Source organism: Flavobacterium sp. 123, from assembly GCF_003634825.1.
In the GTDB taxonomy this organism is placed as follows: Bacteria; Bacteroidota; Bacteroidia; order Flavobacteriales; family Flavobacteriaceae; genus Flavobacterium.
Genome location: NZ_RBXD01000001.1, coordinates 1,202,602 through 1,218,709, shown reverse-complemented (window position 1 = coordinate 1,218,709; position 16,108 = coordinate 1,202,602). Strand labels below are relative to the sequence as shown.

15 protein-coding genes are annotated in these 16,108 nt (G+C 35.0%); 3 read left to right on the top strand and 12 right to left on the bottom strand.

The annotated features are described in order from the left end of the window. The first annotated feature begins 61 nt into the window (after positions 1-61). Positions 62-1,663: a fumarate hydratase gene (locus C8C88_RS05470; protein ID WP_121337141.1), complete on the top strand. Its 1,602-nt coding sequence runs from the start codon at positions 62-64 to the stop codon at positions 1,661-1,663. Positions 1,664-1,783: 120 nt separating this feature from the next. Here the strand turns inward: C8C88_RS05470 and C8C88_RS05465 are convergent, their stop codons facing one another. The 11 genes from C8C88_RS05465 to C8C88_RS05415 form a co-directional block, all read right to left on the bottom strand. Continuing rightward, on the bottom strand, positions 1,784-2,443 hold the full coding sequence (locus C8C88_RS05465) for a CoA transferase subunit B (RefSeq protein ID WP_121338581.1): 660 nt from the start codon (positions 2,441-2,443) through the stop codon (positions 1,784-1,786). A gap of 169 nt (positions 2,444-2,612) precedes the next feature. Next, the gene (locus tag C8C88_RS05460) at positions 2,613-3,314 is read right to left on the bottom strand and encodes a CoA transferase subunit A (protein ID WP_121337140.1); all 702 of its coding nucleotides are present in this window, start codon (positions 3,312-3,314) and stop codon (positions 2,613-2,615) included. A 135-nt stretch (positions 3,315-3,449) separates the two neighbouring features. Then, positions 3,450-5,765, bottom strand: a complete 2,316-nt coding sequence (locus tag C8C88_RS05455) for a penicillin-binding protein 1A (protein WP_121337139.1) — start codon at positions 5,763-5,765, stop codon at positions 3,450-3,452. A 9-nt stretch (positions 5,766-5,774) separates the two neighbouring features. Beyond that, entirely contained in the window at positions 5,775-6,254 is a 480-nt protein-coding gene (locus tag C8C88_RS05450; protein ID WP_121337138.1) for a gliding motility lipoprotein GldH, read from the bottom strand. Further along, complete coding sequence (locus C8C88_RS05445) at positions 6,238-7,539, bottom strand: regulatory iron-sulfur-containing complex subunit RicT (RefSeq protein WP_121337137.1); 1,302 nt, start codon at positions 7,537-7,539, stop codon at positions 6,238-6,240. Before C8C88_RS05445 ends, C8C88_RS05450 begins: the two co-directional genes overlap by 17 nt. 186 nt (positions 7,540-7,725) lie before the next feature. Continuing rightward, entirely contained in the window at positions 7,726-7,956 is a 231-nt protein-coding gene (locus tag C8C88_RS05440; RefSeq protein ID WP_121337136.1) for a ferredoxin, read from the bottom strand. Beyond that, positions 7,956-9,197, bottom strand: a complete 1,242-nt coding sequence (locus C8C88_RS05435; RefSeq protein ID WP_121337135.1) for a peptidase U32 family protein — start codon at positions 9,195-9,197, stop codon at positions 7,956-7,958. The genes C8C88_RS05440 and C8C88_RS05435 overlap by 1 nt, the downstream gene beginning before the upstream one ends. A 6-nt stretch (positions 9,198-9,203) precedes the next feature. Beyond that, positions 9,204-10,562 (bottom strand): rhodanese-related sulfurtransferase, encoded by a 1,359-nt coding sequence (locus C8C88_RS05430; protein ID WP_121337134.1) that lies wholly within the window; start codon positions 10,560-10,562, stop codon positions 9,204-9,206. 175 nt (positions 10,563-10,737) lie between these two features. Next, positions 10,738-11,148 carry a BrxA/BrxB family bacilliredoxin gene (locus tag C8C88_RS05425; RefSeq protein ID WP_121337133.1) on the bottom strand — a complete coding sequence of 137 codons (411 nt, stop codon included), beginning with the start codon at positions 11,146-11,148 and terminating at the stop codon, positions 10,738-10,740. Between the two features lie 101 nt (positions 11,149-11,249). Further along, the gene (locus tag C8C88_RS05420; protein ID WP_121337132.1) at positions 11,250-12,401 is read right to left on the bottom strand and encodes a lycopene cyclase family protein; all 1,152 of its coding nucleotides are present in this window, start codon (positions 12,399-12,401) and stop codon (positions 11,250-11,252) included. A gap of 52 nt (positions 12,402-12,453) precedes the next feature. Beyond that, positions 12,454-13,209 (bottom strand): transporter, encoded by a 756-nt coding sequence (locus tag C8C88_RS05415; protein WP_121337131.1) that lies wholly within the window; start codon positions 13,207-13,209, stop codon positions 12,454-12,456. A 98-nt stretch (positions 13,210-13,307) separates the two neighbouring features. Between C8C88_RS05415 and C8C88_RS05410 the strand changes: the two genes are divergently transcribed. Both C8C88_RS05410 and C8C88_RS05405 read left to right on the top strand, forming a co-directional pair. Continuing rightward, positions 13,308-15,179, top strand: a complete 1,872-nt coding sequence (locus C8C88_RS05410; RefSeq protein WP_121337130.1) for an Nramp family divalent metal transporter — start codon at positions 13,308-13,310, stop codon at positions 15,177-15,179. 153 nt (positions 15,180-15,332) lie between these two features. Continuing rightward, on the top strand, positions 15,333-15,986 hold the full coding sequence (locus C8C88_RS05405; protein WP_121337129.1) for a metal-dependent transcriptional regulator: 654 nt from the start codon (positions 15,333-15,335) through the stop codon (positions 15,984-15,986). Here C8C88_RS05405 and C8C88_RS05400 read toward each other — a convergent pair. Further along, entirely contained in the window at positions 15,983-16,108 is a 126-nt protein-coding gene (locus C8C88_RS05400; protein ID WP_121337128.1) for a FeoB-associated Cys-rich membrane protein, read from the bottom strand. The two genes, C8C88_RS05405 and C8C88_RS05400, sit on opposite strands and share 4 nt — an antisense overlap.

Genomic DNA, 16,108 nt, shown 5'->3' with positions numbered 1-16,108 from the left:
AAATCACATTTGATTCCTGGAACAATTCTTATATTTACATTTCTAAAATTAATTATTAAATATGGACTTTATATATCAGGATCCCTATCCTATTTTAAAAGACGATACTCAATATCGAAAAATTTCATCCGATTACGTAAAATTAGAAAAACTAGGTGATAGAGAAATCTTAACCGTTGATCCAAAAGGATTAGAATTGCTTTCGCAAGAAGCGATGAAAGATGTTTCTTTTATGTTGCGTACATCACATTTAGAAAAACTAAAAGCGATTTTAGATGATCCAGAAGCAACGGATAACGATCGTTTTGTGGCGTATAATTTATTGCAAAATGCCGCTGTAGCTATTGAAGGGGAATTACCATCTTGCCAAGATACAGGAACAGCAATTGTTATGGCCAAAAAAGGGGAGAATGTATATACTGGAGTGGATGATGCAGAATGGTTGTCAAAAGGGATTTTCAATACCTATCAAGAACGTAATTTAAGGTATTCGCAAATTGTTCCGATTAGTATGTTTGAGGAAAAAAACTCAGGTTCTAATCTTCCAGCTCAAATTGATATTTATGCTAAAAAAGGCGCGTCATATGAATTTTTGTTTTTAGCAAAAGGTGGAGGTTCTGCTAACAAAACTTATTTATACCAACAAACAAAATCGTTGTTGAATGAAAAATCAATGGATGCTTTTGTTCGTGCTAAAATCATGGATTTAGGAACTTCCGCTTGTCCACCATATCATTTGGCTTTTGTAATTGGAGGAACATCAGCCGAAGCAAATTTAGCTGCGGTAAAAAAAGCATCTGCTGGATATTTTGATAATTTACCTACTTCAGGAAACATGGCGGGTCAAGCTTTTCGTGATTTAGAGTGGGAAAAAAGAATACAATTAATTTGTCAAGAAAGTCATATTGGAGCGCAATTTGGAGGAAAATATTTTACCCATGATGTTCGCGTAATTCGTTTGCCTCGTCACGCTGCCTCTTGTCCAGTTGGATTAGGTGTTTCTTGTTCAGCTGATAGAAATATTAAAGGTAAAATTACTAAAGATGGAATTTTTGTAGAGCAATTAGAAGTAAATCCAAAACGTTTATTACCTGCAACTCCACCACATTTAGAAGAAGCCGTTGAAATTGATTTGAACCAACCAATGGCTGATATTCTTAAAAAATTATCACAATACCCAATCAAAACACGTTTGAAATTAAACGGAACTTTGATAGTAGCCCGTGATATTGCTCACGCCAAAATTAAAGAATTATTGGATGCTGGTAAGCCAATGCCGGAATACTTCAAGAATCATCCTGTATACTATGCTGGTCCAGCTAAAACACCAGAAGGAATGGCTTCAGGAAGTTTTGGCCCAACTACTGCTGGTCGTATGGATGTGTATGTAGATGAGTTCCAAAAAAATGGAGGAAGTATGGTTATGCTTGCCAAAGGAAATCGTACGAAAGAAGTTATGAATGCTTGTAAAACTTATGGTGGTTTCTATTTAGGTTCTATAGGTGGTCCTGCAGCAATTTTAGCAAAAGAAAATATTATTTCAGTTGAGGTTGTTGATTTTGAAGAATTAGGAATGGAAGCGGTTCGTAAAATTACTGTGAAAGATTTTCCTGCTTTTATTATCACAGATGATAAAGGAAATGATTTCTTTGAGAATTTGTAGAAACTAACCGTAAAGTCGCAAAGTTTTTTTGCAAAGTTCACAAAGAAAATTTTACCGTAAATCCGCAAATTATTTCAAAGTTTTTGAGATTCAAAATTTGCGGATTTGCGGTTAATTTTTTTAATCTATCACCATTTCTGGAATTTCACCATCAATAATTAATTCCGCTTCGGTGGAGGCGATGATGTGTTCTACAGAAATCCCTGGTGCGCGTTCTAAGAGTTTAAAACCTTTTGGTGTTACTTCGAGAACGGCAAATTCGGTGACTACTTTTTTTACGCAAGCAACTCCGGTCAATGGCAAAGTACATTTTTTCAGAATTTTAGATTCGCCAGCTTTGTTGACATGCATCATGGCTACGATAATGTTTTCAGCAGAAGCAACTAGATCCATTGCGCCGCCCATTCCTTTGACCATTTTTCCAGGAATTTTCCAGTTGGCAATATCTCCATTTTCAGCAACTTCCATGGCGCCAAGAATGGTTAAATCCACATGTTGTCCCCGAATCATTCCGAAACTCAAAGCAGAATCAAAAAAAGAAGCTCCGGCTAATGTTGTAATAGTTTGTTTTCCGGCATTGATTAAATCAGCGTCTTCTTCGCCTTCAAAGGGAAAAGGTCCCATGCCGAGAACACCATTTTCACTTTGAAATTCCACATTAATTCCTTTTGGAATATAGTTTGCTACTAAGGTTGGAATACCGATGCCTAGGTTTACAAAAAAACCATCTTTTAATTCTTGGGCTATTCGTTTTGCGATGTCTTCTTTTGTTAAAGCCATAATTTTATTTTTTGAACCATATAAGTTTTTCAACTAAACACTAAACATTTTTATGAACGAGATTAAAAAATTTAAGGGTACATGAGTTTTTTCAACCATATAAGGAATATGAGTTCATTTAAGTTTTAGTTGAAAGAATAAAGGAAAGTTTTGGTCTATTTTCTTTATTCTATTCTCTTTTCCTAACCGTTCTTTTTTCAATCCTTTTTTCGTATTTCTCGCCTTGAAAAATACGTTGTACAAATATGCCAGGAGTGTGAATTTGATTGGGATCTAAAGTTCCAGCCTCAACTAGTTCTTCAACTTCGGCGATGGTTATTTTTGCGGCACCTGCCATACAAGGATTGAAGTTGCGGGCAGTTCCTTTAAAGATTAAGTTTCCTGCGGTGTCGCCTTTCCAAGCTTTTACAATGGCAAAATCAGCTTTGAAGGCCAATTCCATTACGTGCATTTTTCCGTTAAATTCTCGTGTTTCTTTACCAATGGCAACTTCGGTTCCGAAGCCTGCTGGTGTAAAAAAAGCGGGGATTCCAGTTTGTGCAGCGCGACAACGTTCTGCCAGTGTTCCTTGAGGAATAAGGTCTACTTCGAGTTCGCCGGAAAGCATTTGGCGTTCAAATTCAGCATTTTCTCCTACATAGGAAGAAATCATTTTTTTGATTTGTTTTTGCTGTAAAAGCAATCCCAATCCAAAATCGTCAACGCCTGCATTATTTGAAATACAAGTTAGATTTTTGGTTTGTTTTTTTACCAATTCGGCAATGGAATTTTCAGGAATACCACATAATCCAAAACCACCAAGCATGATTGTCATTCCGTTTTCAATGCCTCGAAGGGCTTCATGGACTGAGTTTACTTTTTTGTTTATCATACTAGTAATTTATAATTTATTGAAATGATAAATTTTATTTTGAATCCAATTGCCCTAGCCCTGATAGTAGCGGCATCCCACGCTTTTTTTGGCGTGGATATAGCGAATAGCAGGAAAAAGCTCCAGATTTAAAAACTACAATCCAAACTCTTCAGTGCTCTGTTCTTCTACCGCAGTGGAGTCTTTAACGACTTTAGGTGCGGTGTAACAATCTACTTTTATAGAAAGATTAGCAGGTCTTTCGAAAGGTTCTTTTGATACATGAAGATCTGGGTCATCATAGCATTTTTTCATAAAATAACCCCAAATAGGAAGGGCAGCCGTAGCTCCTTGACCATAAGTTAGGCTTTTGAAACGTGCCGAACGATCTTCGCATCCTACCCAAACTCCAGTAACTAAATTAGGAACCATACCCATAAACCATCCGTCAGATTGGTTTTGAGTAGTACCTGTTTTTCCTGCAATTGGGTTGGTGAACATATACGGATAGCCAGTCCAACGGTTGTCACCATTCCCGCCACCTTGGGTTCTTAAACGTTCTCCAGATCCTCCTTCAGTAACTCCTTCAAGTAATTTAATAACTGCAAAGGCGATGTCTTTATTTAAAACATCATGTGATTCTGGAATAGGTTCATAGATAACTACACCACTTTTATCTTCAATTTTAGTTAGAAATTGTGGTTTTACATAGACTCCTTGATTAGCAAATGTGCTGTATGCCGCTACCATATCTTCTACAGTAATTTCCACGGCTCCAAGCGCTATAGAAGGTTGAACAGGAATTTCAGAAGTAACGCCAAGTTTATGCGTTAATTCCACAACGGCTTCTGGACCTGTTTTGTCTATTAATTTTGCTGAAATTGTATTGATAGAATTGGCAAGACCTTTTTTTAGCGTAACCATTCCTCTGTATTTATTGTCAGAGTTTCTAGGCTCCCAATCTTCGGTTACATGATGACGACCTTTTCTAATCATAAACGGACCATCAAGTATAGAATCGCAAGGAGACATATTCAATTGTTCGATTGCTGTTGCATAAACGAAAGGTTTAAAAGTAGAACCTACTTGTCTAGCGCCTTGCCCAACGTGATCGTATTGAAAATATTTGTAATTGATTCCACCTACCCAAGCTTTGATGTTACCGGTTTGAGGTTCCATTGCCATAAGCCCAGATTGAAGAAAGTGTTTATAATAACGGATTGAATCTAATGGTGTCATGATTGTATCTCTTTCTCCTTTCCAGGTGAATACAGTCATTTTTGTTTTTTGTTTGAACGAAGCTATAATTTCGTCCTCGCTTTTGTCCATAGATTCCATTATGTTCCAACGAGAAGATGCTCTCATGGCTTTATCAATAATTCGTTGGGTTTCCGCCTCAGAAATATTAACAAAAGGCGCGTTTTTATTGTCTTTTGCTTGATTGAAAAATTCCTCCTGAAGGTTTGCCATATGTGCTTCAACTGCTTCTTCAGCATGTAGTTGCATTCTGGAATCAATAGTGGTGTAGATTTTCAATCCGTCTTTATAAATATCGTAATCTGATCCGTCGGGTTTTTTGTTTTCTTCTACCCATTTTTTCATGTAATCACGTAAATATTCTCTAAAATAAGTTGCCGTTCCGTCTTTATGACTTTCTAATTTGAAATTCAATTTGATAGGTAAACGTTGTAATTTTAATTTTTGAGATTCATTAATAATGCCTGCTTTTTCCATTTGTAAAAGCACTACGTTTCTTCTATTGGTAACGCCTTCAGGATTTCTAACAGGATTATATAAACCTGAATTTTTGAACATTCCAACTAATATCGCTGATTCGTCAATGGTTAAATCTTTTGGTTCTTTTGAAAAGTAGGTTTTTGCTGCAGAGCTTACTCCTACAGAGTTGTTCCCAAAATCATAGACGTTGCAATACATTGCAATGATTTCATTTTTAGTGTATTGTCTTTCTAATCGAATAGCAATAATCCATTCTTTGGCTTTTTGTACAATTCTAAAAGGTAAAAATTTAGACCCTTCACCATGGAATAATTGTTTGGCTAATTGCTGGGTTAACGTACTCGCCCCACCGCTAGTTCCTAAACTCAAAAGGGCTCTCATTGTTCCTCTTCCATCAATTCCTGAATGTTCATAAAAGCGAGCATCTTCGGTAGCTACTAATGCTTGAACCAAGTTTTTTGGTAAGTCAGAGTATTTTAATTGAGACCTGTTTTTTTCAAAATACTTTCCAATAACTACTCCGTCAGCCGAGATGATTTCTGTGGCTAAATTGGAATCTGGATTTTCTAAATCTTCGAAGGAAGGCATTGAACCAAAAAGTCCCCAAGAAGCAAATAGGAAGAATAAAGCAAGTCCTCCCATGGTATACAAGAAAACTTTCCAAAATTTCTTTGAATAATATTTGATGTCTTTTTCAGTATTATTAAGCTGATTGTTGTTTTTTCTGATAGCCATAATGCAATTCTATTCTTTTTTTTCTATTCTAAAACCTACATCTGTAATTCCTTCTAGAAGTTCTACTCCCGGAACTTTTCCAGTTTCTCTTACCGCTTGTTTTACATATACTTTATACTTTCCTCTGAAACGTACATTTTCTTTGTAAAACAATTTACTTTCTTTAATATCAGTGAATCCATCACCAAGTAATGAACCATCTGGATTAGCCATTTGGTATTCTAATGTGTCAACTTTAGTAAAACCATTTGGCATTTCTAAAGCTACAATTAAGAACAAATTATTAAATGGATAATTGTTGTTGTCTCTCAAAGTTACAAATAAATTGTATCGTTTTGTCGAGTCTAATTCTGGTAAATTGAAAGTTACAATACTGTCTTTGTGCCAAGCACTCCCAACAGATTTGTATTCATCAAAAACTCTTTTTTTATCACAAGAAAAAAAAAGTGTTGCAACTAAAAGCAATAAAGCACTATTTTTTATCGACATTTTTAGTAATAATTATTGGTTTTCTTGGTTCTGCAGGTTTTTTATTATTTGCAGGATTCGGACGTTTATTGTTATTATTGTTTGGTCTATTATTGTTGTTGTTTTGGTTTGGATTTGCTGGTCTGTTGTTGTTTTCAACGGCAGCATTTTCTCCTGAAGGTCTGCGTTTTTTATTTGGTTTTTTCTTCGCTTTTGGCTGATCAAAACGCGTTAAACTTTCTTGTCCCATCGCATTATTAAAGTTTTTCTCTGGTTCTGCAACAATTTCAATTGCATAATCTTCTAGTGCCGAAACTTTATTTTTTAGTTTGTTTTCAGCAATAATTTCTTGAACCTGGTCTATTTTTAATACATGCCAATTAGCAAAATTATTGGTGTAAGCAAACCACATCAGTCCTTTGAAAATATCTTGTTTTTGACAAATAGCATCTCCTTTTTCGGTAATAAGTTTGGTGTCAAAATCTGGAAAATGCTTCAACGCATCCATGTAAGTGTCTAATTCATAGTTCAAACAACACTTCAGTTTGCCGCATTGTCCAGCAAGTTTTTGAGGATTCAAAGACAATTGTTGGTAACGCGCCGCAGAAGTATTTACGCTTCTAAAATCTGTTAACCAAGTCGAACAACATAATTCTCTTCCGCAAGAACCAATTCCTCCTAAACGAGCAGCTTCTTGGCGAAAGCCTACTTGTTTCATTTCTACTCGAGTACTGAATTCTTTGGCAAAATCTTTAATTAATAATCTAAAATCGACTCTGTCATTTGCCGTATAGTAAAAAGTCGCTTTAGAACCGTCGCCTTGAAATTCAATATCTGAAATTTTCATTTCTAGTTTTTGGGCTATGGCCAATTCACGTGCGCGAACTTTCATTGGTTCTTCACGATCACGAGCTACAGACCAAATATCGATGTCTTTTTGAGATGCTTTTCTATAAATTTTTGGAACTTCATTACTGTTTGGATTGACCCCTTTTTTCTTCATTTGGATGCGAACAAGCTCACCCGTCAAAGTAACAATTCCTATATCATGCCCAGGAGAAGCAACCGTGGCTACAATATCTCCCATGCTTAAAGTTAGTTTTTCTGTATTGCGATAAAACTCTTTTCTTCCATTTTTGAAACGAACTTCCACACAGTCAAAAGCGGCTTCGCCATTAGGTAAACTCATATTGGAGAGCCAGTCGAAAACCGTTAATTTGTTGCAGCTATCGGTGCCGCAAGTCCCATTATTTTTGCAACCCTTAGGTGAACCACCATCAGAAGTTGAACAACTTGTACATGCCATAATTTTATATGTAGTGTTGCAAAAAAGCAACTTAAGTTCTTAAAACGATTAATGTGTAAAGATAGTATTTTTTAGTTTTAAGTTACAACCGTTCAAAAGAGCAATAAATCATAAATTTATACTAAAAAAACCCATTACAAAAGATGCTGTAATGGGTTGAATTTAAACTCTTTTTGGCTGTGAATTTTAGGTTTCTTTTAGTGTAATTATTTTGACTGGACAGGCTTTTACGGCTAATTCACAACTTTCAACAATACTGTGATCGTGTGATTTTAAGGTAAAAAAACCTTTGGCATTTTGGGAATGAATCAAAACCGATTTTCCGTCTTTCTTGGACATTTGAAACTGAACTGGAGCCATTTCGACGCAATAATTACAGCCAATGCATTTGTCTCTTTGTAACGTAACAATAACCATTAGGCTTCCACAATTTTATATAATTTGTCAGACATTCGGATTCTGAAAGGCAGTTTGAAAGTGCAATCATCTCCTTTGGTAGCTTTGTCAGCTACTTTATCATTGACATACATTTCCTCAATAATCATTTCTTTTGCGCCAGTACTTGGTCCTGTTACCAGAATTTTATCGCCAAGTTTGATGTCGTAAGCTTCAATTTTGAATTGACCAATAGTTGCTTTCGGAAAATAATGGGTGCCTTTACCTACATAGACTTTTTTCTGTGTAGCCATTGAGCCAGAAACATCGCTCCATTCGCCTAATTCTTGCCCCAGATAATAACCAGACCAAAAACCACGATTGTAAACGGTATTCAACGCTTCCATCCAAAGCGTTACTTTCTCTTTCGAAAAGCTTCCGTCGTAATAACTATCAATGGCTTCACGATAAGTTTTGATGACTGTGGCAACGTATTCAGGAGCACGACCACGACCTTCGATTTTCAAGACTTGAATACCAGAATCAATTACTTGGTCTAGAAAGTCTAAAGTGCATAAATCCTTTGGCGACATTAAATATTCATTATCAACTTCGATTTCAAAGCCAGTTTCTTGGTCAATAACGGTATATTTTTTTCGACAATTTTGTTTGCAAGCACCACGATTTGCAGAAGAATTATTGGAGTGTAAACTCAAATAACATTTTCCTGATACGGCCATACACAATGCACCGTGTCCAAAAATTTCGATTTCTACTAAATTTCCGTTTGGGCCTTTAATTTGTTCTTTTTCGATTTGTTCCGTGATTTTTTTTACTTGACGCAAACTCAATTCACGGCTCAAAACCATCGTATCTGCAAATAAACTATAGAATTTTATGGTTTCAATATTCGTAACATTTAACTGAGTAGAAATGTGAACCTCCATCCCAATGCTTCTCGCCATAGCAATAACCGCTTGGTCCGAAGCAATAACCGCAGTAATATTTGCTTCTTTTGCTTTATTCAATAATGTTTTTACAACCGATAAGTCATGATCGTAAATAATGGTATTTAATGTTAGGTAGCTTCGCACATTTTTAGCCTCACAACGTTTTGCAATTTCGGGCAAATCATCCATAGTGAAATTCACGGTAGCACGAGCGCGCATGTTCAATTGTTCTACACCAAAGTAAACAGAATCAGCGCCATTATCTAACCCAGCTTGTAAAGACTCAAAGTTCCCAGCGGGAGCCATAAGCTCTATTTTGTTCGTCAATGTCATGATAAATTAGTTTGTAATTTTATATAATTTATCTGATAATCGGATGCGGAAAGGCAAAGTAAAAGTTACTTTATCACCCATTTTTGCTTGAACTCCTTCCGTTCCGTTGACTAACATTTTTTCTAAAACTAATTCTTGATTTCCAGTTGTTGGTCCTGAAATCAATATTTTATCACCAAGGTTTAATTCTTGGTTTTCGATAGTAAATAGCGCTACTTGTGCTTTTGCATAATAGTGTTCTGCTTTACCAAGAAGTACTTTTTTTACTTTTATTTTTTGGCGAATAGCTGTTGATTTTTCGGCTAAAGCCAATGATTTATCGGATAGTTCGCCAGAATGTTTGAAGGCTAATTTATCTGATTTTCCTTTGCGAAAGACTTTGTTTCCTACCTGGATTCCTCTTCGTAATTTTACTTGTTCTACGAGTGGCAAGTGTATAATGTCTAAACATTCGGTAGAGCAACAGTTTTCCATCGCTGCTTTACAATCGTCGCATTGGATGAATAATAAATGGCAACCGACGTTTTCACAATTAGTATGATTGTCGCAAGGTTTTCCGCATTGATGACATTGTGATACAATATCGTCGGTAATTCTTTCGCCTAGACGATGGTCAAAAACAAAGTTCTTTCCTATGAATTTACTTTCAAGATTTTCTTCTTTGATTTGTTTGGCATAATTAATAATTCCACCTTCTAATTGGAACACATTTTTAAAACCTTGATGTTTGAAATACGCAGAAGCTTTTTCACAACGAATTCCACCAGTACAATACATAACCAAGTTTTTATCTTCTTTGAAATCTTTCAATTGTTCGTTGATGATTGGTAAAGATTCCCGGAAAGTTTCCACATCAGGTGTAATAGCTCCTTTGAAATGACCAATTTCGCTCTCGTAATGATTTCTAAAATCAACTACAATTGTATCTGGATTGTCCAGAATTTCATTGAATTCTTGCGCTTTTAAATGCACACCAATATTAGTTACATCAAAAGTTTCGTCGTTCAATCCATCGGCTACAATTTTATCACGAACTTTTACAGTTAGTTTCAAAAACGAATGATCATCGTGCTCCACCGCCACATTCAAACGAATGTTTTTCATGAAATCATATGCTTCTAAAGTTTCGCGGAAAGTTTCAAAATTTTCTGCAGGAACACTCATTTGAGCATTAATTCCTTCTTTGGCAACATAGGTTCGACCAAGAGCGTCGAGCTTGTTCCATTCGATAAATAAATCGTCGCGAAATTTTTTAGGATCTTGAATTTTGGCATACGCATAGAAAGACAACGTAAGGCGTTGTTTACCGGCCTGATCAATCAGTTCAGCTCTTTCTTCTGCGCTTAAGGTGTTATACAGTTGCATGCTATAAACGTTTAAGTGAGAAAATATGTTGTGAGTTCTAAATGGAAGAATTCAGTGCAAATTTAGGATTTTACCGCAGATTAAAAAAAAAATAAACCGCAAATTCACAAATTGATAAAAGTAATTTGTGAATTTGCGGTAAAAATCTTTTTAAAGAATATCTAGTGTTTAAAAACTAGCAGTATTCGTTGAAAGCATCTTGTAAGTTCTCAGCGATTAATTCAGCTGGGCGACCTTCAATGTGGTGACGCTCTAACATATGAACTAATTCTCCGTTTTTGAACAAAGCCATACTTGGCGATGATGGAGGAAAAGGGAACATATGTTGTCTTGCTGCATCAACAGCTTCCTTATCAACACCTGCAAAAACAGTGATTAAATGATCTGGTTTTTTAGCACCTTCTAAGCTCAATTTTGCTCCTGGACGTGCGTTTCTTGCTGCACAACCACAAACTGAATTTACCACTACTAATGTTGTACCTTCTGCAGTTATTGCTTGATTAACTGCTTCAGCACTATGTAAATCTTGAAAACCCGCTGCTGTTAATTCAGCTTGCATTGGTTTTACCATTTCTTCTGGATACATATTTTTTTATTTTAAATAAATAATAATTTCAAGTTGCAAAGTTACAAAGTTTACGCTCAAGAAAAGAAGTTGAATTATAAAGTTTTGTTATAGTTTGATTGTTAATTCTTGAATTTGAAAATAGCACGAAACAATGCTTGGATAAAAGGCCCTTTTGGACATTTCAAAATTACCTGAATGTCTTCAAATAGAGAGGTTTCTTCATCCAGAAATTTGAATATCAAAGTTGGGTTTCCTTTTTTGAACATCGAAGAAAATATAGAAGAACCTAATTCATTTTTTCGGTCCAGAATGTCTAACAACAACAAATCATAAAACCAAAATTTATTTCGTTTATGGAATTTTGTAAAGTTGGTTTCTCTTTGAAGAAAAGCCACTAATTCGCTCGATTTTTTATCAGAATTTTTGAATGTATAGCCTGTACTTGCTTTGGTCCATCCGCCAGCACTGCCTATATTGATTACGTTTTTAGTGTTTTGTTTCCAAAAAGGATAGCAAGTCATTGGGATGCTTCCATGCTCTTTTTCGACGATTTCATAGTGTGAAATTCCGAGTTTTTGGATATAGTTTTCAATTTCGGTTTCGTATTCTTCTTTGGTTAAAAGCGTATGCGAAAACAAGGTGTATTCTAATAATGCTTCGGTTGTAGCTGTTGGTAAAACGTACATAAAGCGCGTATTTCCTTTTTGGGCTACCGAAAAATCCATAAAAGTTGCCTGTTCTGGATTGAAAACGGCTTGTTCACTTTTGACAAACCAGCCTATAAAATGCTGTTGCAATACAGGATAATCGGTTTGATTATCCATCTTGCTTTTAGTATAAATACTATTGAAAAGTTTGCTACAAGAGAACGATTCGGTTTCGGTTTGTACCATAATTATGGTTTCCGATTCCTCAATATCCGTTACCTTTTGATTTAAAAAATGGATGTTTTTTTCTTTTGAAATCACATCAAAAACTTGAGTATAAAAATCCAAGCCTTTAACCATATGGTATTGATAGGGATTTAAATCTAAATCGCGTTCAAAATCTTGATTAGCAAATAAGGCGGAGTCCCAAGTTTTAGAAATAATGTTCTTCCAGATTCCTTTTTTCTTGGTCCAAAAACACCAAGTTCTGTCATTGGTTTTTTTTGCATTTTCATCCAATAGCAAAATGGTTTTATCCTTGAATTGACCGGATTGCGCCATTTTATATACGGTCATCAAAGCGGATAAACCGGCACCCGTGAAAATGTAATCGTATTGTTTCATATTTGGTTAAAAAATGCTTCCCAAAAGTAACTAATTTATAAATAAAATTAGATTAGATTTTGAATCGGAATGAATAACCAAACGAAATAAAATATGTTAAAGACTTTTGAGTTTGCCAGATTCCTGATGAAATGTCTAACTGATGATTTGGATTTAGTAAATAAACAATCCCGGCATCAAACCGGTGATCCGGAGTTTCTGTTTGTGGTATAAAGCCGTACAATTCAATGTAGGCACTCATTTTTTCTGTAAATGAATACCCTGTTGTTAAGGTATAAATTAATGTTGTTTTTGCAGTTTCGCCATCCCATTCAGCACCTAGATTATAACTTAATGTTTGTTTGTTGCTTAAAGTGTGTTGCATAGTAAATCGAAATGCAGGAGCATAAAAATTTGCTTTATATGTTGGGGAAGCTATTTTCGGAAAGTGTAAATGACCTATAAAAGATGTTGTTGGAATAATTCCTTTTTCTTCTAATAGTTTGGTTTTAAATCCTATTGCAATTGGGATAATTCCTGAAATGGTTTTGGAATCATTGGATTCTATATTGAATTCAGTAATTAATCGGAGCTCAAATGAATCATTAATCCCAAATTTAGTTAATACGGTAGGAGCAATGATTTTTTTGGAGTGTTCTACTGACTTTTCATATATAAATCCATTCTCGAGTTGAATATAATTAGTTGGGGTTATAAAAGGACATTCTGTTTGATCAGGTCTGTCTGTTTGAATTGCCGGTAAATTTTGCGAGAATGAGTAATTCGCCAAAACTAATGAAAAGCAAACTGGGGCTAAAATATTTTTCATTTAGGATGAATTAAAATAAAATTTAGACAAAACTAAAAAAATAATTACTCAAATAAAAGTTTTTTACATATATTTGCTTTAGTAATTGAATTTCAATCATGAGTAAATCTTTAGAAGAAGTAAATCAGTCGGTATCTACACAAAATAAAAAATCTGTTTTCAGGAAAATATTAGCCTTTTTTGGACCTGCCTATTTAGTAAGTGTTGGTTATATGGATCCAGGAAACTGGGCTACAGATATTGCAGGTGGAAGTCAGTTTGGGTATGCTTTGCTTTGGGTTTTATTAATGAGCAATATAATGGCTTTGCTTTTACAAAGTTTAAGCGCTAGGTTAGGAATTGTCACTCAGCGTGATTTAGCTCAAGCTTCCCGCGAAACTTACTCTCCGTTTATCAATTACATTCTTTATTTTCTGGCAGAAATTGCTATTGCCGCCTGTGATTTGGCAGAGGTTTTAGGAATGGCAATTGGAATTAATTTATTGTTTGATATTCCGTTGATAGAAGGCGTGCTGATTACGGTTTTGGATACTTTTTTATTACTTTTTCTAATTAATAAAGGCATTCGAAAAATGGAAGCCTTTATAATTGTGTTGGTAGCGATTATTGGGTTCTCTTTTATTTTTGAAATGATTTTTGCAGAACCAGAACTTAATAAAGTAATTTATGGATTGATTCCATCGATGCCAAATGAAGCTGCGCTTTATATTGCCATAGGAATTATAGGTGCTACAGTAATGCCTCACAATTTATACTTACATTCTTCTTTGGTGCAAACCCGAAAATTCCCCAGAACCGATGAGGGAATCAAACAAGCATTAAAATATAATTTTATAGATTCGACTATAGCTTTAAATATGGCTTTTTTTGTAAATGCTGCTATTTTAATTTTGGCGGCAGCCACATTTTATAAAAACGGTATGTTTGAAGTAGCTGAAATTCAAGATGCACATCAATTTTTGCAACCCCTTTTGGGAACACAATGGGCACCTATTTTATTTGCAGTTGCTTTGATTGCAGCTGGACAAAGCTCCACAATTACAGGTACTTTAGCTGGGCAAATTGTAATGGAAGGATATCTGAATCTACGAATTCAACCTTGGGTTAGACGAATAATAACTCGATTGATTGCTATTGTGCCAGCAGTGATTGTGATTCTTATTTATGGCGAAAGCATAACAGGAAAATTATTGATTTTGAGTCAGGTAATTTTGAGTTTGCAACTAGGATTTGCAATTATTCCTTTAATTCATTTTGTGAGCGATAAGTCAAAAATGAAAGGATATCATATCAGTAAACTCACTCAGGTTGCCGCTTGGATAATTGCTATTATTATTGTTACACTTAATGCAAGATTGGTTTTTGCAGAAATAAAAGGTTGGCTTGAAACGTCAAATCACCCTATAGTTTTATGGTTAACGGTAGTGCCACTAGCTTTAGGATTCCTTTTTCTATTACTTTATATAGTATTCAAACCGTTTATTGTAAAAGCAAAATTGGACATACAAAATCATTCTCCGCACCATATGGTTTTGAAATTTTCCGAAGCAGCGTCACATGCCAAAAAAAATATTGCTATTTCTGTAGATTTTTCTTTTGCTGATGAAGCGGCAATAAACAGCGCTTTTAACCTAGGCGGAATGGAAGCAAAATACACTTTGATTCATGTTGTAGAAACCGTAGGCGCCATGATGTATGGTAAACATGTGGACGATCATGAAACCACAATTGACGAAAAACTCTTGTTGGAATACAAAGAAATGTTCCGCGAAAAAGGCTTTAATGTCAAAATACAACTCGGTTTTGGGAAGCCCAACAAAGTCATTCCAAAAATTGTAAATAAAGGAGATTTTGATATTTTAGTCATGGGAACTCATGGTCATACTGGGATGAAAGATTTGCTTTTTGGAACTACCGTTGATAAATTACGTCATAAAATTTCGATACCCTTATTAATTGTAAAAAACTAAATAAGTTCTCATAAATAGAAGCATAAGGAGGAGCTTCTTCCCGCTATACGTTGCAATCTTTTATTTTTTGAAGAAAAAAAATAAAAGGATTTTCACTGCTATCGGGGCTAGAAAATCCGCCATCACAATCACTAATCCGCAAACTCAAAAAGAATGACTTTTTCAGAAGAAAATTATCTTAAAACGATTTACCATCTTACAACACTTTTGGACACCGAAGTGAGCACTAATGCAATTGCAGAAATGATGGAAACCAAAGCATCTTCAGTGACAGATATGCTCAAAAAGCTTGCGGAAAAACATTTAGTAAATTATAAAAAATACCAAGGAGTTTCCCTTACGGAAAAAGGAAAGTTAAGTGCTAAAATGATTGTGCGAAAACACCGTTTGTGGGAAGTTTTCTTAGTAGAGAAATTAGATTTTTCTTGGGATGAGGTGCATGATATTGCGGAACAATTAGAACATATCAAATCTGAACAACTCATCAACAGATTAGATGATTTTTTAGGAAATCCAACCGAAGATCCGCACGGTGATCCAATTCCCGATGCGAATGGGCAAATTATTAAAATTGAAAAACAATTGCTTTCTGAACTTTCAGAGAATCAAACGGGAATGTGTGTAGGAGTAAAAGATACTTCTTCGGAATTTTTAAAATATCTAGATAAGCAAGAAATTGCTTTGGGTTCAAAAATTCAAATTGTCGCAAAAGAAACCTTCGATTTATCTTTAAAAATAAAGGTAAATGGAAACGAATTAACGATTTCTAATAAAATTGCAAGTAATCTTTTTGTGAAAATGATTTAGTTACATCCACAATCATCTCCGCCACAATTTTTATTCGATTTTTTCTTTTTAAAAAAGAATTTTCGAATCAAAAAAGCAAGAGCAATTACAAGCGCTGCAAAAGCTAAAATTTCCTGAATCAT